Annotated in this window: 20 protein-coding genes; 8 read left to right on the top strand and 12 right to left on the bottom strand. The window is 36.0% G+C overall.

What is annotated here, in order from left to right; genetic code table 11:
* Positions 1-370: 370 nt before the first annotated feature.
* The 8 genes from M0D21_RS16950 to M0D21_RS16915 form a co-directional block, all read right to left on the bottom strand.
* The gene (locus tag M0D21_RS16950; protein ID WP_248331738.1) at positions 371-778 is read right to left on the bottom strand and encodes a hypothetical protein; all 408 of its coding nucleotides are present in this window, start codon (positions 776-778) and stop codon (positions 371-373) included.
* Positions 775-4383 (bottom strand): DUF6443 domain-containing protein, encoded by a 3609-nt coding sequence (locus M0D21_RS16945; protein ID WP_248331736.1) that lies wholly within the window; start codon positions 4381-4383, stop codon positions 775-777. Before M0D21_RS16945 ends, M0D21_RS16950 begins: the two co-directional genes overlap by 4 nt.
* A 576-nt stretch (positions 4384-4959) precedes the next feature.
* Positions 4960-5355, bottom strand: a complete 396-nt coding sequence (locus M0D21_RS16940) for a nuclear transport factor 2 family protein (protein ID WP_248331735.1) — start codon at positions 5353-5355, stop codon at positions 4960-4962.
* Positions 5348-6256: a TolB-like translocation protein gene (locus M0D21_RS16935; protein WP_248331733.1), complete on the bottom strand. Its 909-nt coding sequence runs from the start codon at positions 6254-6256 to the stop codon at positions 5348-5350. Before M0D21_RS16935 ends, M0D21_RS16940 begins: the two co-directional genes overlap by 8 nt.
* A gap of 19 nt (positions 6257-6275) precedes the next feature.
* The gene (locus tag M0D21_RS16930; protein ID WP_248331731.1) at positions 6276-7376 is read right to left on the bottom strand and encodes a glycoside hydrolase family 3 N-terminal domain-containing protein; all 1101 of its coding nucleotides are present in this window, start codon (positions 7374-7376) and stop codon (positions 6276-6278) included.
* Between the two features lie 139 nt (positions 7377-7515).
* A complete protein-coding gene (locus M0D21_RS16925) occupies positions 7516-8364 on the bottom strand; it encodes a sulfurtransferase (protein WP_248331729.1) in 849 nt (282 codons plus the stop codon).
* A 16-nt stretch (positions 8365-8380) separates the two neighbouring features.
* Entirely contained in the window at positions 8381-8836 is a 456-nt protein-coding gene (locus M0D21_RS16920) for a nuclear transport factor 2 family protein (protein ID WP_248331727.1), read from the bottom strand.
* A gap of 39 nt (positions 8837-8875) precedes the next feature.
* Positions 8876-9871 (bottom strand): NAD(P)H-dependent glycerol-3-phosphate dehydrogenase, encoded by a 996-nt coding sequence (locus M0D21_RS16915; protein ID WP_248331725.1) that lies wholly within the window; start codon positions 9869-9871, stop codon positions 8876-8878.
* A gap of 123 nt (positions 9872-9994) precedes the next feature.
* Here M0D21_RS16915 and M0D21_RS16910 point away from each other — a divergent pair, with 123 nt between their 5' ends.
* From M0D21_RS16910 to M0D21_RS16885, 6 genes are all read left to right on the top strand, one after another.
* Positions 9995-10930, top strand: coding sequence for a nicotinic acid mononucleotide adenyltransferase (locus M0D21_RS16910; RefSeq protein ID WP_248331723.1), 936 nt, complete (start codon positions 9995-9997; stop codon positions 10928-10930).
* Between the two features lie 255 nt (positions 10931-11185).
* On the top strand, positions 11186-11395 hold the full coding sequence (locus M0D21_RS16905; protein WP_248331721.1) for a hypothetical protein: 210 nt from the start codon (positions 11186-11188) through the stop codon (positions 11393-11395).
* Positions 11396-11635: 240 nt separating this feature from the next.
* Positions 11636-13189 (top strand): L-piperidine-6-carboxylate dehydrogenase, encoded by a 1554-nt coding sequence (amaB, locus tag M0D21_RS16900; protein WP_248331719.1) that lies wholly within the window; start codon positions 11636-11638, stop codon positions 13187-13189.
* A gap of 130 nt (positions 13190-13319) precedes the next feature.
* Positions 13320-13694, top strand: a complete 375-nt coding sequence (locus M0D21_RS16895; protein ID WP_248331717.1) for a hypothetical protein — start codon at positions 13320-13322, stop codon at positions 13692-13694.
* An 87-nt stretch (positions 13695-13781) separates the two neighbouring features.
* Entirely contained in the window at positions 13782-17468 is a 3687-nt protein-coding gene (locus M0D21_RS16890) for a T9SS type A sorting domain-containing protein (protein ID WP_248331715.1), read from the top strand.
* A 107-nt stretch (positions 17469-17575) separates the two neighbouring features.
* On the top strand, positions 17576-18100 hold the full coding sequence (locus tag M0D21_RS16885) for a hypothetical protein (protein ID WP_248331713.1): 525 nt from the start codon (positions 17576-17578) through the stop codon (positions 18098-18100).
* A 16-nt stretch (positions 18101-18116) separates the two neighbouring features.
* Here M0D21_RS16885 and M0D21_RS16880 read toward each other — a convergent pair whose 3' ends face one another.
* The 4 genes from M0D21_RS16880 to M0D21_RS16865 all read right to left on the bottom strand — a co-directional run bounded on the left by M0D21_RS16880 (position 18117) and on the right by M0D21_RS16865 (position 21278).
* Positions 18117-19217, bottom strand: a complete 1101-nt coding sequence (locus M0D21_RS16880) for a DNA helicase PriA (RefSeq protein WP_248331711.1) — start codon at positions 19215-19217, stop codon at positions 18117-18119.
* Positions 19218-19271: 54 nt separating this feature from the next.
* On the bottom strand, positions 19272-20411 hold the full coding sequence (locus tag M0D21_RS16875) for an SPFH domain-containing protein (protein ID WP_248331709.1): 1140 nt from the start codon (positions 20409-20411) through the stop codon (positions 19272-19274).
* Positions 20412-20573: 162 nt separating this feature from the next.
* Positions 20574-20783: a hypothetical protein gene (locus M0D21_RS16870; RefSeq protein ID WP_248331707.1), complete on the bottom strand. Its 210-nt coding sequence runs from the start codon at positions 20781-20783 to the stop codon at positions 20574-20576.
* 12 nt (positions 20784-20795) lie between these two features.
* A complete protein-coding gene (locus M0D21_RS16865) occupies positions 20796-21278 on the bottom strand; it encodes a hypothetical protein (protein WP_248331705.1) in 483 nt (160 codons plus the stop codon).
* Between the two features lie 260 nt (positions 21279-21538).
* On the opposite strand from M0D21_RS16865, the gene M0D21_RS16860 reads away from it, so the two are divergent.
* Together M0D21_RS16860 and M0D21_RS16855 are read left to right on the top strand one after the other, a co-directional pair.
* Complete coding sequence (locus M0D21_RS16860) at positions 21539-23278, top strand: AraC family transcriptional regulator (protein WP_248331703.1); 1740 nt, start codon at positions 21539-21541, stop codon at positions 23276-23278.
* Between the two features lie 108 nt (positions 23279-23386).
* Entirely contained in the window at positions 23387-23584 is a 198-nt protein-coding gene (locus tag M0D21_RS16855) for a hypothetical protein (RefSeq protein WP_248331701.1), read from the top strand.
* The last annotated feature ends 38 nt before the right edge of the window (positions 23585-23622 follow it).

Raw genomic sequence — 23622 nt, 5'->3', positions numbered from 1 at the left:
CTGAGAAATGTAAAAAAACGATGGCTGATAAGAAAACTATCAGTAATGCTTTTAAACTACTATTTATCTTAACCTTTCCAGTTAGAAAGGAAAACACTAATAAATTTAAAATCATAAAAAATATTATATATATAATTTTCATTTTATGGTCTTTTTAGTTGATACAGATTTACAACCCATGCAATACTACTTAAAAACAAATCTACACCTAAATAGGTTCTTCTAATTTTTAAAAATACAACAAGTCAGTTTCATTTTTTTTGACACCGAACATTCTAACACAAAAAACGATCACTAAACTGTGACCGTTTTTTTGAATTTATTTTGGCACGGATTACAAATCCGCGCTATCATATCCGAGCGATCGGGATTAGTAAATTATTTCAATAAGGTTTTTGTCTTTGACAAATTTTCTGATTTCAGATAATTTATCAATGTCAATTTTATTTATAGTTATGAAGTTATTCTTGTCATAAACATAATTTTTAGGGATTTCTTCCGAATATATAATGACTGTATCTTTATTGTCTTCTACATAAATTGAATTATTAAATTTTAGTTCTAGGTTGTCTTTCTTTAATAAAACAAGTATTTCTGTATGATTTGAGGAAACACCCCACCTTACTCTGGATATTTTGACATGGTCGTTTTCTAAATATGATTTTCCACTGTTGTCCATATTGATATTCTCTTCTAATTTATTTAAATCTAAAAAGAGATTAATTATTACCCCAATTATAAGAAGTACTCCAATGAGTATAACACTTTTTTTTATCATCTTATTATATTTTTTCCTTTAGACAAATAGTTATAAATGGCTGAATCCCAACCTAATTTACTTGCTCTATACTGATATGGAACTTCCCCATAAAAAGGTGCTGGTCCAAAAGTCTTACCTTTAAACATAATTCCCAAAACATTTGATTTACTAAATTGTTTTTTATGAAGAGAGCCTGCGATTTTTTGAAACGTAACAAAACTAATACCTGCTCCATAATAGGTAGCTCCTTGAGCATTATATCCTGCTAAAAAATTTCCTGCAGTTCTACTTGTAGCATATTTGCCGCCTAAAAGTCTCGCCTGCTTTGGATAAAAATATTTTACGTCAAAAGTTTTCGTAGGTCTTGATTCATTAGCAACTTCAATTAAATCTAAACTTTCAGCTTTTTTTGCAAGTGGTCTAAGGATTGCTTCCCACTTCGCATCCACATAAAGAGTGAAATCTTTAAATACTTTTCCATTTTCAGGGTTAATGAACTCATCAGCATTTCTTGTTTCACCTATTATTTCTCCCGTTCTTTCACCTGTATTATCTACAACATAAATACCAGTGTCTCCATCATCATTGGCATTTACTACTTTATATGTTCCATCATCGTTTTTTATAACTTCAGTACTTGGTGGATTATCAGAATCATTTTTTTCTCCCGCTGTTCTACCTTTACTAGCGCTGAATGTCCCATCTTCATTAGATTTCCATTTAGAAGAACTATATCCAGACGATTTACTAATAATTTCATTAACTAAATCTTCAGCATTAGCACCACTTGGGTCTGCCCAATACACAGGATTGTTATCAAAGCTGTTATAGGTAGACATAGAATGGTGTGTAACGGGATCAATTCCTGTCCAACGAGCTATAGTGGGGTCATATTGTCTTACCTCCATCTCATAGAGATTAAAGCCTAACCCTTCTTCTAACTCAACACCATTATACTTAAAATTTAAAGCGGTATTTGTACTCGATACTAGAGTGTTATATCCTTTGTGCTTTAACCCAAAAGGATAATAGTTATTCTCTTCTAGTATTTCATCTTGAGAGATAGTACCATTTCCATTCGCATCTTTATAAGATAATCGTATATTCCCTACATTATCTGTGTATTGATAGACATAATCAAAACCGTTGCTATTATTTGGTTCAATATATCCTTCTGCCATACTTATAAATTCAAGGGTATTATTTTTATATAAATACCCTCCAGCATACTCAGTATTTGTTACAGAACTTCCATCTGTGACTATCTTTTTTTGTTTAGCCCCAGTGGCGTCGTAAATATAAGTAATTGTTCCGGTTCCCTGACTATTACTTATAGAAACTGTTTCCGGTAAATTGAGATGGTTGTAGGTAATACTTGAGATCCCTTTGTTATGATCAACAATCATATTACCATTGCTATCGTACTCAAAATCATCACCAGTTTTGTTGCCATCATTAAACCCTTCGGTAGATGTACTATTATCGGTTACAGCTAGCAATTTATTGCTAGTAGGTGAATACCGGTATACCAAATTATCAATTTGATTATAAGAGCCTGCTCCGTTGGTGGTATTTCTCCCTAATGTCAACATATTCCCCATTTTATCGTATGAATACGCTGTATTATACTGCCCCGTATAGGCATTCATATTGTCTGTATATCGAGTAATTTTTATTCGATTTAAGTCATCATACAAATATCCATAGGCTCTTTTCTTATTATCATTAGCTGTTTTCCATTGTGTCTCACTTATGTTTCCATTATACAAGGCTGGCACTCCTACTCCTGTAACACTAGGGTTATTGTAGCTAATCTTAAACCCAAAAAGATCACTACCTAAATTATCAACATCGTTAATCCCTTTAAGCCAACCACGAACATTGTAGGCGTAGTCTATTTGTTGTAATCCACTACCAACATTCTTAGCGGTTAATTGCCCTAACGCATCATAGCTATTGCTTGCAATAAGCTCCTCATCTTGGCTATTAATCTTTTGGGTTTGCTGAGTCACTCTACCCATATGATCATACTCAAATGTATCTATAGTAACGATAGCAGCATTACTCCCTTTGGTATGACTCGTTTTGGTTTGTAGTACCCTACCTGTAAAATCAAGCTCGGTCTCTATAATATCAGTGGTGTGTAGGTATTCATTTTCACTGCTTATATAGATCGGTCTTCCTTTGGCATCGTAATAGGTGACGGTAGTAATCCAGTCATCGGTACCTAATACTCGCACTTTGCTTCCTGTAGGTAGGGATTTGGTGTTGGTCGTTACTGCTTGCCCTAATACTGTGGTTGGAGTAGATAGTAAACCTTTGTCAAAACTATAGGTATCGTAGTAATTCACAGTATATACCTTGGTCATCGAACTTGATAAATAGGTATTTCTACTATAGTGTACCATAGTACCTGCAATGTTTACTTCGGTTCCTTGTTTGGTTTCATGCAAAGGATCATTGGCATTGGTAGTACGACTTTGTAATAATTTTCGATTTACATTATTAATCATCACCCCGGTATAGGCTATTCTCCCTAAAGCATCATAACGGGTTACATCCCAACAATTATAGGTTTTCCCTGTATTTACACCACGTTGGTTTCCATGTTGTGTAAAAACCGGTCGGTCTAAGATATCATACACGATATACTCCCAGTCTTTCCCTGGTATTTTCTTTTCAACAAGGCGGTTACGCCCATCATAGATATATTGGTAACAGAGTTCGGCTAGCTCGGTAGCAGAAACACCATCATTAACAGTTACCTTGGGAGGGATCACATAGGTCAGATTCCCAAAATCATCATAGACATAATAGGTGTCATGTGCCTCAGAACTTGCTGAATTTGTCGAAGCAAAGGTTCTTTTCAATACTACTTGCCCTTGTTTGTTGGTGTACTCTTTGGTGGTATGGTTATTCCCATCTGCCACAGTCCAGTTTTCATCTTTGGTAGTGGTGACCATAAGTTCTCCAGCTCCATAATGATTGTTTTTTATCAGACTTGGGGCTTCGGTATTGGCAGGATTAGCAAAAGCCACCTCAAAACGTACCACTTCATTGGCTATATTGGCCTCCCAACCAAATTTAATGGTGTGATCGCTATCACTAGTAGGATTGGCTTTCCAAGCTGTTCCTGGTGCACCTTGCTTTAACACTCTACCCAGTGGAGAGTCTTCATACACCTTTTCAGCATACGCATTGATATTAGCGGTAGCTACGCCTGTAAAGTCATCGGCATAGGTGTTTTTATAATAGGTGTTAATATCATTGGTGATATTCACCGTAGTATACTCTCCCACTGCTGCATTCGACTCAAAGGGTAAATACTCTTTGGTTTGTCTACCCAGATCATCATAGGTAATATGAGTAACAATATCCTTTTGATTAGGCGAGGCTTTTATGGCTCTTTGTTGTGTAGGTCTTCCCAATCCATCAAAATAGGTGACCGATTCTATATACTCCCCATCGAGTGTAGTACAGTTAGGACTTTCTAACTCACCTACCGTTATGGGTTGCTGGGGAATATTAGAATACACATAATTCTTGTCTGATAATGTGGTTTGGGCCTGCAACTGCATTCCCAAACACATTACAATACTAATATATATGATATTTTTATTCATGACCTAAATACAAACTATTAAAACTATTGCGTTGAACTATCGTAATGCAATAATATCGCATGCCAGTTTCAAAAAATGAAACTCAAGCATGACCAAATGTTAAAGTTTTGTTGTTGCTCGTGCATGACAACAACCAGGGGCAAAATTATGGGTCAGAAACGGGATGCGTATACAGAAATCTGTACCAAAATGTAGTTTTTTAAAAGAAAAGATAACTTCCGTTTTAATGTGTTTTGGGTGGTTCATAACCCCTTTTATCGGGTTCTAAACTGCTTCGAAGCGGTTTGTAAATGTTTAGTTGGTATCTCAAAGTGTTTTATAGCGGTGATACTATGTTTGCAAGAGGTTGTATAGACGTTTAGAAGGGGTTGTTTGATCTTTATTTTGGGTTATGAAGTAGTACAAAGGGGTTAAGAATAGGTTGGCACCACTCACTCAACTGTTTAGAAAGAGTAACAGATAGATAGTTATATATACAGAACCTCTTGTAGAGATCAAAAAACTAGCCGTTGAGGTGTACTTGATATCATAGAAGGGGTTTAGAAATGGTTATAGGTAGGTTTAAATCCTTACTCGTTACTTTTTCATCTGTTCCAGAAACTCGCCCATTTTTTTGTGCACTACCTGCATCGCTTTTAAGGGGCGTACCATTACTTTGATGGCTTCTAGTTTTCCTTCTTGGTTAAAAGTAAGCATATCTACTCCTTCTACGGTTACCCCATCAATTTCGGTAGTAAATTCAAGAATACTATGCTCGTCATTGATAACCTCACGAACATATTTAAAATGCTCATTGGCAATGATGCTTGCGGCAGCGGTTAAATACATGCTCACAATAAATTTCCCTTTTTGTGGGGTCCATACCACGGGAGAATATAGTACGGCATCGTCGGCAATTAATTCTCCAAGATTTGCAGTATTTCGCTCTGTAACAAATTGATGCCATAAGGCAAGTCCGGTGGTATTACTCATGAGATGTTTTTTTGGTGTTGATAAATGATCGAGTAGCGACCCAGTTTATGTGCCATGTATTTGTAGTGTCTCGTTGCGTATAAAACAGAAACTCACCATTGGGAGTTATATATGGGTTGCCTTGCCCTCCTGTATTAATCGCTTTGGGTAATTCTATTGGCGGTGACCACAACCCTTCGGTTCTATAGCTAATATATAGGGTAAGTGACGTTCCTACCTTTGCAAATACCAGATAATCATGATCTGGAGAAACATAAGGAGTGCAAAATCCAGCCTTATTTGTGAGCCCAAAGTTTAGTTTTGTAGCTTTTTGAAACTTTCCATCGATATATTGCGAAGAATAGATGGCCATATCACTATAATCGAGATTACTAACATGAAAATATAGTGTACCGTCCTTAGTTATGCTTGGGTGAGAAACAAGTTTATCATTAAGGTTAGGGATAGAAATATATGAAGATTCACCCCATTGGTCATTCACTTTTTTAGCCTTCCATAAATGCCAGGTATTTGGTATGGAGTCTATGTCTGTAGGTCGTGTAGAGCTAAAATATAGAGTGTTTCCATCGGGAGAGAAACTCATGCCGTGATCGTTGTAGGTACTATTAAAAAAAGCGGGTAGAGGTGAAGACCATCGACCATTACTTTTTTTAACCATATACGTATTAAATTGTGTGAAATCTTTTTTAGAAGTGGTATAATAATATTCAGAAAGGTCATTAGAAAAGATACCTTTGTGAACCATTGCATTATGATCTACAAGTTCAGGAAGAAAAGGAGCAGGAGTATCTTCTGGAACCGGTTTAGATAACAATAGTTCACCTGTAGTGCTTTTCTTTTCTTTTGAATTGCAGCCTGCAATGCTCAAGAAAACTATGCCTATGATGAATAGATACTTCATGTGTTTTTACCTGGGATTATTAAATAATCCCAGCACAAATTTTTAATCGTAAAATCTTTTTTACCGATGCGATCACTTGCTTATGGTATTCTGGGTCTTTTTTGGTTTCTTCAAGAATAGAGTTCATCGTCTTTCGCTCGTCTTGGGGCATCAAAATCATATCGCATCCGGCTTTAGAAGCCAATAACGGCGCATTATCTAAAATAGTAACGGCTTTCATAATATTTAAGGCATCAGAAACCACAATACCATCGAAACACATACCTTCTTTTAGCAAATCGGTTATGATTCTTCGGGAACAACTAGAGGGTAGCCCATCGGTTCCAAAAATATCATTATTCACAACGGTGATGTGTGCTATCATAATCGATAAAACACCATCTGCAATAATAGGCGTATAGTTGTCTACCTCTTGCAACGGCCCATCTATATATACACTTTGTTTGTGGGTATCTCCTTTTACCAATCCGTGCCCAGGAAAGTGCTTAGCCGTGGCTATAATGCCTCCTTCTTGTGTACATTTTATAAATCTATTGGCAAGATTAATGACAGAGTCTTTATTATTACCATAACTACGAGATTTTATCGCTTCGTTGCCGGGGCTAATATCCAGTACGGGAGCAAAGTTATGATGCACCCCTATTTCTTTAAGTTCTTTATTTATGATATTCACTACCGAATCTGATTTCGCTTCAGACTTAATATCTATGGTTTTACCTACGTCTTTTGCTCCTTTAATACGACTGGCAAATAAACTAGGTTCGGCATCCATACTGAAAATAAGAGGTAGGGTTTTGTTATTTTCAGAGATTGTATTGAGTTCATTAATGGTATTGGTATGTGTCTTTTTACTTCCTTTTAAGAAAACAACACCCCCAATAATAGTATCCTTAGCCAATTTTTTTACAGTTGCTTCTGGTTTACCCAATTCTCCGGTGCAGCTAATAATCATTTGTGCCACCTTTTGCTTTTCTGACAGCGTATTGTAGATAGAATCTACCGTAGCATCTAAGGCTGGGTTTTCTGCATAAAAATCATCCAACGTAAACTGAGATTTTTGTGCGGTTAAGGTTGTGCAAATCATTAGCACGGTCAAAAGAGAAGTAACGTAATATTTCATGTGTTTATACTATTTTTTGAGGTCACACTTCGACTAAGCTTAGTGCAGCTATGTAAATCGCTACATAATCATTTTCGATGTATGTCAAAAACTATGGTGTAGCTTATTTCATAACGAGGTTCGGCTAATTTTGGTTTATTTATTTTTCGATAGGAACTCCTTCTAGTTGTCCCCATTCGCTCCAGGAACCATCATAAACAGATGCATTCTCATATCCAGCTATTTCTGCCGCCAGCATAATAATGCATGCTGTGATTCCTGAACCACAGGTAAAGATCAGTTTTTTATCTTCAATATTAAAACTGTCGAGTATTTCTTTTAGTTCATCAATAGATTTCATAGTTCCATTTTCTAGTACCCGCTCATAATGAAGACTCTTCGAATTTGGAATATGGCCTCCTTTTAGGCTTGCTCTGGGTTCTGGTTCCTGAGCCAAAAACCTCCCCGATGATCTTGCATCTAAGACTAAGGTGTCTTCGTCATTTATTTTGTTCAAAATAGTTGCTGCATCGGTCACTAGTTTTGGGTTAAACACAGCCTTAAAACTTCCTTGAGTATATTTTTGTGCTGAAGAATATTCTTCAACAGGTAAATTAGCTCGCTGCCAGGCAGGAAAACCACCATCTAGCACTGCAATTTGAGTATGCCCCATGATTTTGAACATCCACCATACTCTGGCACTAGAGTACATGCCTATTTTATCATACACTACAATTTTATGATGAGAGCTTATTCCCAATTGCTCGCAAGCTTTGGCAAAAGTCTCGGCAGATGGTAGCATGTTGGGTATATCTGTACTTTTATCAGAAAACACTTTTTTAATATCAAAAAAGCGACTGTCTTTTATACTCAGGTCAGGGTATTTTTCATTATGGTTAGAAGCAACTTTTTTGATGGTAGCATCAAGAATTATAAGATCTGGGTCGTTGAGGTGTTCTGAAAGCCACGATACAGACACGAGGGGAGTGGTAATGTTTATGGTATTCATGATTGTGTGTTAAAAATCAGGCAGACATATATTTATCTAATAATCTATTGGTTTGTTGTATTAGTTTTTTCTTGAAAAATCCTGTTCCTCCAAGTAATTTTCCTTTCCAGCCTATGGCTTGAGAGGCCCATCGATGTAAGTTAAAATGATCGGTGTGTTTTATGATTTTCCCATCTTTAAATTCAAATTCGGCATCGATACGATTGTGTACCTTTCTTCCGGTTTGGCTAAATGTATACTTGGCTTCCCAATGTGCAGATCCTGAAGTATCATTTGCTTTAACGTCACTGTACTCTAAGGTAAAATCTCTGGCATTGGCACACAGCATTTGCCACATAGCTTTGGCACGTTCTCCTTCTAGTTTTCCGAATCCTGGGTCTTCAAAAACGATATCATCATGATAACATGAGATCATGGTATCGGCATCTAATTTGCTGAATGCGGTATAGAATTTCTCGATAACTTCGGTCATAGCTTTTCTATAATAAATGAGCTATGAAGATAAGAATAATTAATCTAGCTTCTCGGCCAACTTTTTAAATACTTTTTTAGGATTTTTGTTTTCGTATAAAACGTCATGAACTGCATCTATAATTGGCGTGCGAGTGGTGGCTGTCGCATCTAGTTCGTAGGCTGTTTTGGCGGCATAGTATCCTTCTGCAACCATATTCATTTCCATTTGCGCACTTTTTACGGTATACCCCTTGCCAATCATATTACCAAACATACGATTACGCGAAAAAACAGAGTACCCCGTTACCAGTAAATCTCCTAGATAAGCAGAGTTGTTAATGTTACGTTTCATTTTATGTACTTTCTTAATGAAACGCTTCATTTCACGAATGGCATTACTCATTAATACACTTTGAAAGTTATCGCCATAACCCAATCCGTGAGCTATTCCTGCTGCAACAGAGTAAATGTTTTTAAGTACCGCAGCATACTCGGTACCTATGATATCGTCACTAATTTTACATTTAATATAGTAACTGCTCAAATGATCTGCCATTACTTTTGCTTTTTCTTCGTCGTTTGAAGCAATAGTGAGATAAGATAAACGTTCAAGTGCTACCTCCTCGGCATGGCAAGGACCGGTAATAACACCAATATTATTGAATGGAATATTATATTCATCATGAAAATGTTCTCCAACGATTAATCCCGTTTCGGGAACAATCCCTTTAATCGCCGAAAAAATCACTTTACCTTCTAAAGAAGCAGTAAGTTTTTGAAGCTCAGTATGCAGGAAAGCCGATGGAATCGCAAATATCAGATAATCGGCATATTCTACAGCTTCATTAATATCGTTGGTAAGTTTTAGTTGTTCCAGCTTAAATTCAACAGAACTAAGATAATTAGGATTATGTTGTTGTCTTTTGAGATGTTCCAGCGCATATACACTACGCATATACCAACCTATCTCATCGAGGTTTTCGGTAAGCATTTTTACAATAGCGGTTGCCCAACTACCACCACCAATAACCGCAAATTTCGGACTGTTTTCCATAGATCTATTTATTGGCTCAAAAATAAGGAAAATAGAAATCAAAATAAAAAACTGATTATCAGGTAAATATGATTTTGGCACGTGTTTTGGTTTCTGAAATAGGAAATTGAAAACACACAGCTTATGAAGACATTAAAATTACTTTCGGTTATGGTTTTAGGTTCTATGTTGTTAACCTCTTGTGTTGCAGAAGTGGTTATCGAGGATGATGTTTTTATCGAAGAACCTACGATAAGCTTAAATTCACTACTACACAGTTACGAAATCTGGTATGTAGATATAGAACGAACCCGAGGAAACGGAGAAGTTCCTTTTTTACAGAAAGCGTTTACAGTTTCCTTTAGAAACGGAACATTTTATGCCAATAATAACCTGGTGGGAATCGGTGATAATGGAGGAGGTTTTGGTTTAGATGTTGGATTTTATGATGTGTTTCGCACCTCTGTAGATATTAGTCATGATATCGATGGTACCTACAACTTGTCGATCTCTCAAATATCAAGTAATGAAATCGAAGTCTACGATAGTGTAACCAACACCAGTTATTACTTGGTAGGTTATCAAAGAAGCAATTTCGATTACGATTTAGTGTTTTATGATAATATTCATTATTTCCTTCAGGAATATGAAACCTGGGAAAAGGTATTTACCAGTGAGTTTGGTGCCTTGAATGAATTTGACAATGAAAACTACATGAAGTTTTTATACTACGGATCTGGAGATAATTTCAAAAGTTCACAAGATCAAAATGGAACTCCAATTGATGCTCTTTTCTATGATTATGTAGGGCATTATGAGGTAAATGATATTGCGAATGATTTTTATAGGAAAATTTTAACACTTGATTATTCGTATCTGGGCAATGAATACTTTGAGTTATCCGTTATAAATGATAGTACCATAGAATTGTATCATCCAACATCTGGAACAGTATATCGTTTTAAAGGTAGAGGTCATCTGCTTTTCAAGAATGCTACTTCAGGAAAAAAGATACAGAACGATACGAAGAGAATAAAAAAAGCCGATCTGAAATTGAGATCACTTTCGATAGAAAAGTAAGATTGCGCTAAACAATATAAACTTTTTGGTTGGTTATTTAGTTGGGAATCGCTCTACATGAGAAATCTTGTTTGAGCGATTTCTTTTTAGTATTATCTCTTCCCATACGGGGCGCAAGATAAATTTAAAGCTTGAATACTAAAACCTCATTTTTATAAAAATGAGGAACTACTTCTATGATTTTCAGTGAATAAGACGGTGGAATGGAGCTAAATTCTTTACTTTTAAAGTACGTACAAATTAATCTTAATTATTATGCTGAAAAAAATTTTAAACATCGAAAACACTAAGAAATTAAACAAGAGTGAACAACAATCGATTAAAGGAGGGATTTTTCCATTTTTTGATTGTTGTACTTGCGTTTTTAGACCTGCAGGGAGTCAATTTCCGATTTTAATTACGCAATCTTGTGATATTCCATGTCCGGTAGATGGAAGCTTGGAATATGAAGATACAGGGTGCTAAATGATAAAAGCGAACTTCGGTTCGCTTTTCTTTTTTAGATTTCGGTTGCTCCTATATTGTATTGCCATACGGTAGAAACAGAATGTCAATTTGATGCTATGACTTTCTGATTTTTTACATTTTTGATTTTTTTGAAGTGGTTTTATTGTAAAATTTATTAAAACTAACTTTATGAACAATCAGAATTTAATATATCTTCAAAACACATTATCTTTATCCTTTCAAAAAGTTACAAATAACATGGCAACAGCAATAGTAGATTTCGGAATTAAAGAAGCCCTGGAGCAACTAGGTGTTTCTGAGCATAATAAAGGAACATCGACAGGATCAAATTGGTTTTCTTCGGGAGAAGCAATTTCGTCATATTCACCAGTAGACGGAGAATTAATTGGGAAAGTGGAGACCACCACTCAGGAAGATTATGAAAAAGCAATTCAAAGTGCTCAGGAGGCATTTAAATCCTGGAGAGTAATGCCAGCTCCACAGCGTGGAGAAATTGTGAGACAATTTGGAGAAGAGCTAAGAAAACTAAAAGAACCTCTAGGAAAGTTAGTATCCTATGAAATGGGGAAATCATATCAAGAAGGTCTGGGAGAAGTACAGGAAATGATCGATATATGTGATTTTGCTGTGGGATTATCAAGGCAATTACATGGTTTGACGATGCATTCAGAAAGACCAGGACATAGAATGTACGAACAATACCACCCTCTAGGAATTGTAGGTATTATTTCTGCGTTTAACTTTCCAGTTGCAGTATGGTCCTGGAATACTGCTTTGGCTTGGATTTGTGGAGATGTATGTGTTTGGAAACCAAGTGAAAAAACACCACTTTGTGGTATTGCTTGCCAAAATATTATTTCAAAAGTATTAAAAGACAACAACCTGCCAGAAGGAATTTCATGTCTTATTAATGGAGATTATAAAGTAGGTGAAATGATGACTACAGACAAGCGTATTCCATTGGTTTCGGCTACAGGCTCTACTCGAATGGGTAAAATTGTAGCGGCAACAGTAGGACAACGATTAGGAAAGTCACTTCTGGAATTGGGTGGAAACAATGCAATTATTGTTACACCAGATGCCGATATTAAAATGACAGTGATTGGTGCAGTATTTGGTGCAGTAGGAACTGCAGGACAGCGTTGTACTTCTACCAGAAGATTAATCATTCATGATTCTATTTATGATAAGGTTAAAAATGCTGTGGTAGATGCTTATGGTCAATTAAGGATAGGAAACCCACTAGATGAAAATAATCATGTTGGGCCTCTAATCGATACCGATGCCGTTAAGGGATATCAAAACGCCTTAGAAAAAGTAGTTGCCGAAGGAGGTAATATTGTAGTAGAAGGAGGAGTGCTTTCTGGTGAAGGCTATGAAAGCGGGTGCTATGTAAAACCTGCAATAGCAGAAGCCAACAATTCATTCGAAATTGTACAGCATGAAACATTTGCCCCTGTATTATATTTACTGAAATATAGTGGAGAAATAGAAAACGCTATCGAAATTCAAAATGGTGTTGCACAAGGATTGTCATCTGCAATAATGACTAATAATTTAAGAGAAGCAGAAAGATTCCTATCACACGCAGGATCAGATTGCGGTATTGCCAATGTTAATATCGGAACTTCTGGAGCAGAAATAGGAGGCGCGTTCGGTGGAGAGAAAGAAACAGGTGGAGGTCGTGAATCTGGATCTGATGCCTGGAAAGTATATATGCGTAGACAAACAAATACCATAAATTATACTACAGAATTACCGCTTGCGCAGGGAATTAAATTCGATTTGTAACAATCGTTTCAAAATATTTAAAAGCTCCTAATGTTGTTTTAGGAGCTTTTTTTATTGTAGCTATAGAAACGCAACCAATTAAAATTTGTAACATCTTACTAAAGGAAACACCAAAACAATAAACATAAAGATGAAGAAATTTTTAATCGGGATAATAGTTACTACATTTTTGGCTTGTAATAGTGATGATGATACCCAAGATCCTGTTTTATGTACGTTAGAAGCAAGAGCAGGGCTAGAAGTGACTGTAAAAGATGGCTTGGGAGGAGCAAATATTACCAATGGAGTAACAGTAGAGGCTATCGATGGGAATTATAGTGAAACTTTAAAAAAAGTAGAAGCCAACAATACTTTTGTTGGCGCATATGAAAGAGCTGGAACTTATATTATTACCGTAACCAAAGACGGGTATCGTGATAATACACTAAGTGAACCCGTTTTAGTAGCGGAAGATGTATGCCATGTTATTACTGAAAGTGTAGAGGTAATCTTAGAGAAAAAATAATAAAGAGTTAAATTTTCATAAATTTTAAGAAAAAAGTTCAAAAATTTAAGTTAGATTTGACAATTACTCACAAATCAGCTTAATAAAATGAAAACATTTTTATTCTATCCCAAACGTCTCGTTTGGGGAATAGCTATGTTGGGAGCTATTGTTACTACAAATGCCCAACAATCTGGCCTGAAGACCCAGGCAGATCAACTCACTGGAAAACAAGTTTATCACAACGCCAAAAAACTTTACGAAGGTAAATCAGGCACGTCTAGAGCTTCTAAACCAGAACGAGTAGTTGAAAACCTAAAAGCCAGAATGGAATATGAGCGAAAATTACTCGAAGATCCGGCAACAGGAGAAATTCCGAGAAATATTCGCCAGGCAGAAGCGCTTTTTTCTGACAAGATTCCTGTAGGTGATGCTTCAGAAAAATCTCTGGCTCAAGCTGCCAAGTCTTCTAAAAGAGGAAGATTTTCTTATTGGACAAATAGAGGTCCTTGGAATGTTGGTGGTAGAACAAGAGCTTTAGCGATAGACCGCAATAACGAGAATGTAATTCTTGCTGGAGGTGTATCTGGAGGTTTATGGAGATCTGAAAACGGAGGTGAAACTTGGAGAAAAGTAACACGTTCTTTTCAGAATCCAAGTATTACAGCCATAGTACAGGATCCAAGACCGGGTAAAAGTTTTACTTGGTACTACGCTTCTGGGGAACGTTTAGGAAACTCAGCATCTGAAGGAGGAGCCTTTTATCAAGGTACTGGTATTTACAGATCAAGAGACGGTGGACGTACTTGGGAAAACCTAAGGAATACCAATGATGGTGACCCAAGAGCTTTTGGCCCATTAGATCTAATCAATTCGATAGTTATTAATCCTATTAATGGAGATATCTATGTAGGTACAATTACTGGGGTTCATAGATCTCAAGACGGTGGTCGTAATTTTACTGAAGTCTTAGCTGGAGGTTTTGATACGTTGGCCGAAGTAGCAATTGCTTCTAATGGTCAAATTTATGCTACTTTAGATTCAAATAGTGATCCTAATAATGGTTATTTTACATCGGCAGATGGAGATACTTGGACAGAAATTACTCCAGATTTTCTACCCGAAGCTTATGGTAGATCTGTTATGGGAATAGATCCTTCAAATCCAAATGTGGTATATTTTTTAACGGTAAACGGAGGAGCAGGTGGTCCTGTATTTTTACATAGATATGATGCTGCAGCCGAAGAAAACTGGACAGATCTTACTGCAAATGTTCCAACGACAATTGGCGGTCCTGTAGGAAACTTTAATCCTCAAGGAGGGTATAACTTATTAGTAAAAGTTAGTCCTGCAGACTCGAATTTAGTAATCATTGGAGGTACAAATTTATATAGATCTACTGATGGATTTACTACACCAGTAGGTCGAGAAAGCTGGATCGCAGGATACTCTACTTTAAACGATATTAGTCTTTATCCTGGGCAGCATCCTGACCAGCATGCATTAGTTTTTTATCCATCGAATCCAAATAGAGTGCTTTCTGGACATGATGGTGGTGTTTCTGTAACAGAAGATATTACTACAAATCTAGATCCAACTGTTCCAGTAGAATGGACATCGTTAAGTAATGGTTATTTAACTACTCAACCGTATCACGTATCTTTTGATCCTGAGCCAAATAGTGATGATCTTTTGGCAGGTTTCCAGGATAACAGTACTTGGTATACAAATTCTACAGATCCAAGAGCAGATTGGGAAGATCTTTTCGGTGGTGATGGTGCATTTAGTGCTATAGCCGATGGAGGTCTAACAAGATATGTGTCTTCACAAAGAGGAAGAGTATTTAGATTTAATTATAACGAAGCAGGAGAGTTTGTGTCTTTTACAAGGGTAAACGCTGCAAGTGCAACTGGTTTTGCATTCATTGCTCCTTTTATTTTAGATCCGAATAATGATAATATCATGTACATGCCAGCTGGTAACAGAATCTGGAGAAATAATGATTTAGATGGTATTCCTTTATTTAGTAATGCATCTACTGATGTAAATTGGGTAAATGTAGAGACTTCTGCTAGTTCTCCCGGAACATCAATTACAGCATTAGGTGTTTCTACCTATCCTGTTGCCAATAGATTGTACTATGGTACTAATAATGGAGAAGTTTACAGAATGGATAATGCTAATATTGATAATCAACCTGCAATTAATATTGCAGAAGGTAAAGGTTTGCCAGTAGGTAATGTAAGCCATATCAATGTTGACCCTTCTAATGCTGATAGAGTTATTGTTACGTTCTCTAACTACAGAATTCCAAGTTTATTCATTACCGAAGATGGTGGAGAAACATGGACAGATATTAGTGGTAACTTAGAAGAAAACGCAGATGGTTCTGGGAATGGTCCTTCTGCAAGAAGTACTGCATTTTTAGGAGGTAGTCAAGGTTTCTTTGGATCTAGATTACAAAGAGTTTTTGTAGGTACAAGTACAGGATTATATTCTACATATAGATTAAATGGTAGTAATACTGTTTGGAGAAAAGAGAATGTTAGAATCGGAAATAACGTTATTCCTTGGGTAGAAACTAGAAAAGATGGATTTATCGCAGCAGCAGCTCATGGTAATGGATTGTTTAGTGCTAGATTCCCAGTATTCAACCAGTTACCAGAGTCTTCTTTAAGTGTTGCGTATTTGTTAGAAGATGTTACTACAGATATCAATGATATTCAAGACTTTGAAGTTAATGTTGAAGGATTATTCGTAAGTTCTAATGGTAGTCCAATCAATATTACTTTAGATAATACAAACCCAGCAGTAGCTACTGCTAGTTTGGAAGGAGATGTACTAAGTGTAACATTTGCCGATGGAGTAAATATAGGAGATGAAACTTCAATATTTTTAGTGGCTACTTCTGGTGAAGAGCAAGTAGCTGAAGGATTTACAATAAGAATTTCAGAATTACCAATCTATAACCAAAATGCAGGAGCTGTATCGTCTACACCATCACAGAATTTCTTAGATTTTGGAGCTTTGGTTCAGGCAGCAGATGATTTCGTTGTTCCTAATGGAGATACTTGGGTTATTAATAGAATTCTTGCTTTTGGTGGGGCTAACAATGCTCCTGCTCTAAATAATGCGAGTGTAGTAATTTATGAAAATAACAATGGAATCCCGGGAGATGAAGTGTATAACAGTGGACAATTAACACCTATTTCTGATCCTAATGATACTAACATGAACTTGTTGCTTCCAGAACCGGTTAATCTAGAAAGCGGAACATATTGGATTAGTGTTTATGCAAACTTAGCTTTCGGTGGAGCGCAACAACAATGGTTCTGGTCTTCTCAAAATGGAGGAATTGGTGCCGAAACACATTTCCAAGATGCCGGAGATTTATTTGGTACAGGTTCTGTTGATTGGACACCAGTTACTACGGCTTTTGGAAGAGGGCCATTTGACCAAGTTTTTGATATTTATGGTATCATTTCTAATGGAGGTGACGAAACTGGAGCTGAGGCAACTCCATTGGCTTCTTTAACTCCAGATAGTTCTATGTCTGTTTCGCCAAATCCATCAAACGGTCGTTTTATGTTTAATCTAAATAGTGAAGGTAACCTTAAGTCTAATTCGCAAGAAAGAATATCTATTGCGGTTTACAATGTTACTGGAAACTTAGTTTATCAAAGAAGTGGTCTTGGATCTCAATTTGAGTGGGACGCTACTGCATTTACTGATGGTTTTTACATTGTAAAAGTTTCAGGAGGTGTACATGGAATATTTAAAGTGTTAAAGCAATAATATAGTATTGCATTTTTCAAAATAAGAGAAAGGAGTTGAGTATAATCAACTCCTTTTTTTATGTTCATTTTAAAGGGAGTACATTAAAGTTTTATTATTTTTATGCTATGAGTAAAATTGTGTATATCGTAATTATTATAGGTTTGTTTTCTTGTAAATCAAATACTGTAGCACAGGAAAAAAAAGATGTGAAGACAGAGAAATCAATAGAAGGCAACTCGAAAGATAAAAAACCGCAAATCGAAATACCTGGATTTGGTGATCCAAGTGATAATGAAATTACAAATATAGATTTGGAAGCATACAACCGTCAGGAACCCGGAACAATGACTTTTAACGCTATGTTAGTTGATTTTTATACTGATAAGAAAATTTGTGGTAAATCTTTTGAAGCTGCAATTAAGGTTAAAGTAGGGACGATAATGAATAGTGGGTCTGGAATTGTTAATCCTTTTTCTAAAGATCAAGAGGCGATCATTGGCTTTATGAGAAGTCATTCCAAAAATATAGAGGATTTGAAAAAGAAATTCGAGGGAAGTAGTAAAAACCTTACTCTTATTGTAAAGGAAAATTTATGCCCTGATTTAGGTCAGGATACCGTTTTCGAGATCATACGTTTTACCATAAAGTAAAACAAAGCATCAAGTTTTATTGTGAAAAAGTAACCAATACTACAATTACAACTATTATAAATAGTACCAAAAAGAAAATTTTCCAGAAGGAATAAGGTCTATTGCCAGAGATGATTCCTGTTTGCCCGTTAACATAAAAATTATAGGTCTTGCCGCTATATCGGTATGAACTTATATAAACGGGAAGCAAAATGTGTTTAAAAGTTTCTTCAGAAAGGCGCATGTCGATTCCTGTGACCCTTTGTGTATCTCCGCCAATGTCTCTTCTTGCCCACGAAGTAGCAATTTTTTCAGCTTCTTTAGTCGAAGCCAAATGACCATCTTTTAAAGGTATAGTGTATTTTTCGGTCACGAAGCCTGCCAGAAAATTGGTATTAAAAGCTTCTAAAGCGTTCAAATTCCAATTTGATACCTTTCTAGGGATTTTGTTTTTACGTTGGTGAGAAGCTTTAATTAAGGTGTCATCGACAAAACCATTGATGGTTCCGCTTACAGGGGTCCATCGGGTTCTACGTTCTTGCCGGGTTCTTTGCACCGTTTTTCCATTTTGGGTGGTTGTATAGGGTACTGTTACATAATAATAATCCCCTCGTTGACCGCGGTATTTGGCAAATAGTTGAGCATCAAAGGTCCAATAGGGTAAATAGAGCCCTTTTGTATTCTGAGGGTCTAACGCTGCTTTTTTTAAGTTGTTAGGAGCAAACCATAACCCTTTTACCCATTTAGAAAATATCTGATGTGATTTTTTTTGATCTAGTTGAAAGGGAAGTACAGCTCCTGGCAATATCCAATCTTCTTTATAAGCATCTTCAATAATTAAAGGCATAGTACAATAAACACAATGTAAAGATTTGTAGTTCTCCTCTATATGCTGGTTGGCGCCACAGTTTTTACAATGAAGCATCATAATCTCTTCAGAATGAGATTGTGCTCCCATTTCATCAAGATAAGGTTTAAGTTCTAATTCTTTAAAACCATCTTGATCCTGAATAATAGTTTCTTCATGACCACAATATTCACAGGTGATCGATGTGGTACCAGGTTTGTATTTTAGCTCTGCACCGCAATTGATGCAGGATTTCTTTTGTTCTGAAACTGCTTTTTTTTCTTCTTCCATACAAGTGTCATCCCGGCAATAAACCGGGATACCATACTATAATTTAAAATCTGATTAATTCCCAGGTAACGGAGGGGGAGTGTTTCCTCCTAAAAATGACTTTAATTCTTCAACATCTTTAAGTGCAGCCCAATTGCCCATACCCTGTTTCCAGATCAATGAATCTTTGTTTACGGTTCTATTGGCAAATAAAACCTTTAATTGATCAAAAGATACAGGTCCGGCCTGTTGCCCGTTGCTAGCATAAAAATATTGTACCTGCACAGGCATTGGAGGAGGGGTTACAGGAGAATTTTGTTGTACCTGATTAACCTGTTGCTGACCTCCCATGGGGTTCATCATTCCTCCCATTTGCTGAGCCAGAACAAATCCCATTCCCATACCCATTCCTGCACCAGCCGTTCCTCCTTCATTGGCCGCAGCCGCTTCGATCGCCTTTGCAGTTTTGAACTTGGTAAGCTTATCAAGATCCAGTTTATCGATTCTACTATATTCAAAAATTTCTTTCTTTAATTCTTCCGGCATAGAAACGTTTTCTATGAAGAATTTCTCCAGAGAAATACCTACAGAATTAAACTCTGGTTGCATTACCTCCAGGCAGGTTTCAGAAAGCTCTGTAGTATTAGCGGCATATAATTCAATAGGTAAATTGGCTTCACCAATAGTGTCGGTAAAACGAGTAGAGATTAAACTTTTAAGATGCTCATTGATCTCAAAATTAGTAAAATTGGCATCGGTACCGACAACGTCAATAACAAATTTACCTGGGTCACTAATCTTGAAAGCATAGGTTCCAAATGCTCTTATTTCTACAAGACCAAAACGATCATCGTTTAAGGTTATTGGGTTTTTTGTTCCCCACTTTTCATCGGTAAATAAGTGTGTGTTTACAAAGTACACCTCAGCTTTAAAAGGGCTGTTGAAACCATATTTCCACCCTTTTAAGGTTGCTAAAATTGGCAGGTTTTGTGTGTTTAAGGTGTATGTTCCTGGTGTAAAAACATCGGCAAGCTGACCTTCGTTAATAAAAACTGCCGTTTGTCCCTCACGAACAATAAGTTGTGCGCCGTTTTTTATTTCGTTTTGGTATCTTTCAAATCTATGTACAATGGTGTCATCGGTGTAGTCTAACCATTCTACTATATCAATAAACTCGTGGCTTAATTTCTCTTTTATTTTGTCAAAAATTCCCATTTGTGGTCTGTTTATATATTCGAGTTCTAAAGCTACAAAATAGAATGATTGAAGAAAAATTAATTTTTAAGCGAATGATAAATCACATAAATACAACAAGCTCCAAAGAAATACTATCTTTGAAGCTTGTGCATTAAGGACAAACATTCCAATAAAAGGGGGTTAGGAATCGAAACAAAAGCATTGACCTCCATCATATATACCGCCTGCAAGTCCACATTTACCGCGGCCACTACCACAGCAAATTTGATCTCCTTTTCGACAAGCAATGGCTATGGGAAGATCTAGAGCAAACCCCTGTCCTGTAATATGTTTTTGTTGATGTCTTTCAATTTTTTTAATGTTTTCTTGGTGTAAGATGTTTTTGAGCATGATGATAAAATATTAATGATTAATATCAATCTCTTTATATCTCGACCAGGAGCCAATATCTGTGTTATATAGGCCATAACCAATTAGCCATTTATTTCTTTTATGCCCATCATGTGCAGCGGGTAAAATTAGTGCTGTTGAATTTGAAGGGCGATCGATTGATAGGGCCGGAATCCATGTATACCCGTCAATAGCTGAATCATATTGTTGATAATAAAGATCAAGATGATATGTACCATTCCCCTGAGTTGCCTGATTTAAAAATGGTAGGGGTAAAATTAGGGTATAAGTTACTTTAGTTGAAGGAGCTGTCTCATTTGGACCATATAAACCTGGTGTTAAGGTGAAAATTTTACCATTATCCTTTTCAATGGTTTCAATTTTGAAAGGATTGGTGTCAGGGTTGTGGTTGATGATTTCATCTGCTTCTTCCTTTTCACAAGATGTGAAGACTAAAACCGCAAGGATTGGTAAAAAATAAAATACTTTTTTCATTTGTTTTAATTTTTAAAGATTAATTTGTTAGCTGAAAGTGGGCAAATATAGATGCAGTACTTATCTGAAAACAAATGACTTATATCGAAATTCATGAAATCAATGTCGAAATTCCACGAATTCCGACATTTTTAGATTCGGGATATTTGGTATTTGGTAAAATGAGATTTTTTGATGCACAGTTGTATTTTTTTTTTGAAACATGTTGTTTGTTCAAAATCTTATATTTGTAGCACTTACAACACGTTTTTCTTAAGCAAATGATAGTTTTAATACCCCAAAAAACAATTGGTTTTTTTAGCTTAGTTAATCTGCTTAGGCTATCGATTATTTTTGTTCTGGGATTATCTACTGCGTTAGGGCAGGAACAGCCAATTTCTAAGGATTCGTTGCAAAAACTCTCTTATGACGAATTGTATTCTGCTTACAGAAAAGCAAATGGAGATACACTCATATCAAAATTGTATTTATCGACCTACCTCGAAAAAGCAATGGCCGATAAGGATACCATAAAAATGGCAGAAGCCTATAGTTCGTTATCATACTATGCTGTAGAAGAATCAGAAAAAATAGCTTTACTAGATTTGGCCATTGCGATTACCAAAAGATTGAATAATGATCGTTATCCTATAAAGGCCTATTCGTTTAAAGGAGGATATTATTTTGTGAAAGGAGATTATCAACGTGCTTTGGATAACTACATTCTAGCATTGGCTTTGTCTGAAAAGGTGCAAAATACCGAGTATATACAAAGTACAAATCATAATATCGCTTGCATAAAAACCAAAATTGACAAGCACGCAGAAGCGCTCACCTTGTTTAAGGAGAACTTCGAATATGAGCGAAATAGAGATGAATTAAATGAAATGTCGTATTTGTTGTCGTTAATTCCAATGGCAGAATCATATCGGTACAACAAACTATTAGATTCAGCTTCATTTTATAATTATAAGGGGATTGCGATGTCCTTGAAAAGTAAAAAACTTAAGCAGAATTTTTATGGTAAATTGGTGTTAAACGAAGGGATAAATCTATTTTTTAGGGAAGATTTTAATAGAGCAAGTGATAGTATCACCAAGGGACTGCGATTGCTAAAAGATGAACAGATAAAAGACAATGAGAGCTATGTGCTGGGATCTTTTTATTTGGGTCAGTTGTATCTTAAAAAAGAAGATACGTTACAGGCAGAAAAGGAGTTTTTGTATATGGATGATCTAATCCAGAAGGACAATGTTGTCCTGCCCGAAACCAGAAAAGGGTACGAGTTTTTGATTGCGTGGTATAAGGCCAATTCAGAACAGGAAAAACAATTGACCTATATTAATAAGTTGCTTCAGTTTGATCGTGTTATTAATAGTCAAAGAGCATCGGTTTCTACCAAGTTGTTTAAAGAATTTGACACCCCTTTACTTTTAAAGGAAAAAGAAAATGTAATAGCAAAACTTGAAAAGAATACCAATACTCTTAGTTTTTGGGTGATGGCACTTATTCTACTGTCATTGGTAGCAACCGGTTTTATGTGTTATCAGTTTCTGAAAAGAAAAAAGTATGAGCAAAAATTTAACGAGTTGCTTACCAAAGGGAATAAAAAGGTGGAAGTATCTAATAAACAAGTGGAAGATGATATAGGGATTGCCGATGAGGTAGTCAATGATATTCTAAGAAAACTAAGTGAATTCGAAGAAAAACATCAGTTCTTGCAGAATAATATAAGTATTTCGTCACTTGCAAAAGAGATTAATACCAATACCAAGTATTTGTCTAAGGTTATTAATTATCATAAGAATAAGAGTTTTACAAATTATGTAAATGAATTAAGGGTGCAGTACAGTGTAGAGCAACTTAGAGAAAACGCATCGCTTAAAAATTATACAATACAGGGTATAGCCCAAGAGATGGGGTTTAATAGTGCAGAGTCTTTTTCGGCTGCATTTAAAAAGAGTACAGGAATAAAGCCTTCCTATTTTATGCGTAAACTTACTACATTAAACGCCGAATAATTTATCGAAATTCATGAAATCCTTGTGATGTGTGTCTGTTAAGCATTTGATTTTAAAATTCTTATTATACATTTGGGTAGATTGCACAAACAACGATAACGTAAGGATATGAAAAAAACGAAAACAAAGAAATTAGGGCTTAATAAACTAAAGGTTGCTCAATTAGATCGTCTCGACAAAGTAAATGGGGGATTCACTTCGGTTTTAACTGTTTTGTTGCAAACTAAGAACCCTCGAATATGCCCAAAAGACACAGATAAATGTCACACCCATGATTGTCCGGGTACAACGATAATTGGGATGTAAGAATATGATACTAAAAGGGAATTGTAGAGGTATTTCTT

The sequence above is a fragment of the Aquimarina acroporae genome (genome assembly GCF_023195925.1).
Taxonomy (GTDB): Bacteria; Bacteroidota; Bacteroidia; order Flavobacteriales; family Flavobacteriaceae; genus Aquimarina; species Aquimarina acroporae.
This window is presented reverse-complemented; position numbering and strand designations above follow the sequence as displayed.

What these genes read in the sequence shown, in the direction of transcription:
- M0D21_RS16950 (WP_248331738.1), bottom strand. Translation starts at nt 778, where the DNA reads ATGATAAAAAAAAGTGTTATACTCATTGGAGTACTTCTTATAATTGGG.
- M0D21_RS16945 (WP_248331736.1), bottom strand. Translation starts at nt 4,383, where the DNA reads ATGAATAAAAATATCATATATATTAGTATTGTAATGTGTTTGGGAATG.
- M0D21_RS16940 (WP_248331735.1), bottom strand. Translation starts at nt 5,355, where the DNA reads ATGAGTAATACCACCGGACTTGCCTTATGGCATCAATTTGTTACAGAG.
- M0D21_RS16935 (WP_248331733.1), bottom strand. Translation starts at nt 6,256, where the DNA reads ATGAAGTATCTATTCATCATAGGCATAGTTTTCTTGAGCATTGCAGGC.
- M0D21_RS16930 (WP_248331731.1), bottom strand. Translation starts at nt 7,376, where the DNA reads ATGAAATATTACGTTACTTCTCTTTTGACCGTGCTAATGATTTGCACA.
- M0D21_RS16925 (WP_248331729.1), bottom strand. Translation starts at nt 8,364, where the DNA reads ATGAATACCATAAACATTACCACTCCCCTCGTGTCTGTATCGTGGCTT.
- M0D21_RS16920 (WP_248331727.1), bottom strand. Translation starts at nt 8,836, where the DNA reads ATGACCGAAGTTATCGAGAAATTCTATACCGCATTCAGCAAATTAGAT.
- M0D21_RS16915 (WP_248331725.1), bottom strand. Translation starts at nt 9,871, where the DNA reads ATGGAAAACAGTCCGAAATTTGCGGTTATTGGTGGTGGTAGTTGGGCA.
- M0D21_RS16910 (WP_248331723.1), top strand. Translation starts at nt 9,995, where the DNA reads ATGAAGACATTAAAATTACTTTCGGTTATGGTTTTAGGTTCTATGTTG.
- M0D21_RS16905 (WP_248331721.1), top strand. Translation starts at nt 11,186, where the DNA reads ATGCTGAAAAAAATTTTAAACATCGAAAACACTAAGAAATTAAACAAG.
- amaB (WP_248331719.1), top strand. Translation starts at nt 11,636, where the DNA reads ATGGCAACAGCAATAGTAGATTTCGGAATTAAAGAAGCCCTGGAGCAA.
- M0D21_RS16895 (WP_248331717.1), top strand. Translation starts at nt 13,320, where the DNA reads ATGAAGAAATTTTTAATCGGGATAATAGTTACTACATTTTTGGCTTGT.
- M0D21_RS16890 (WP_248331715.1), top strand. Translation starts at nt 13,782, where the DNA reads ATGAAAACATTTTTATTCTATCCCAAACGTCTCGTTTGGGGAATAGCT.
- M0D21_RS16885 (WP_248331713.1), top strand. Translation starts at nt 17,576, where the DNA reads ATGAGTAAAATTGTGTATATCGTAATTATTATAGGTTTGTTTTCTTGT.
- M0D21_RS16880 (WP_248331711.1), bottom strand. Translation starts at nt 19,217, where the DNA reads ATGGAAGAAGAAAAAAAAGCAGTTTCAGAACAAAAGAAATCCTGCATC.
- M0D21_RS16875 (WP_248331709.1), bottom strand. Translation starts at nt 20,411, where the DNA reads ATGGGAATTTTTGACAAAATAAAAGAGAAATTAAGCCACGAGTTTATT.
- M0D21_RS16870 (WP_248331707.1), bottom strand. Translation starts at nt 20,783, where the DNA reads ATGCTCAAAAACATCTTACACCAAGAAAACATTAAAAAAATTGAAAGA.
- M0D21_RS16865 (WP_248331705.1), bottom strand. Translation starts at nt 21,278, where the DNA reads ATGAAAAAAGTATTTTATTTTTTACCAATCCTTGCGGTTTTAGTCTTC.
- M0D21_RS16860 (WP_248331703.1), top strand. Translation starts at nt 21,539, where the DNA reads ATGATAGTTTTAATACCCCAAAAAACAATTGGTTTTTTTAGCTTAGTT.
- M0D21_RS16855 (WP_248331701.1), top strand. Translation starts at nt 23,387, where the DNA reads ATGAAAAAAACGAAAACAAAGAAATTAGGGCTTAATAAACTAAAGGTT.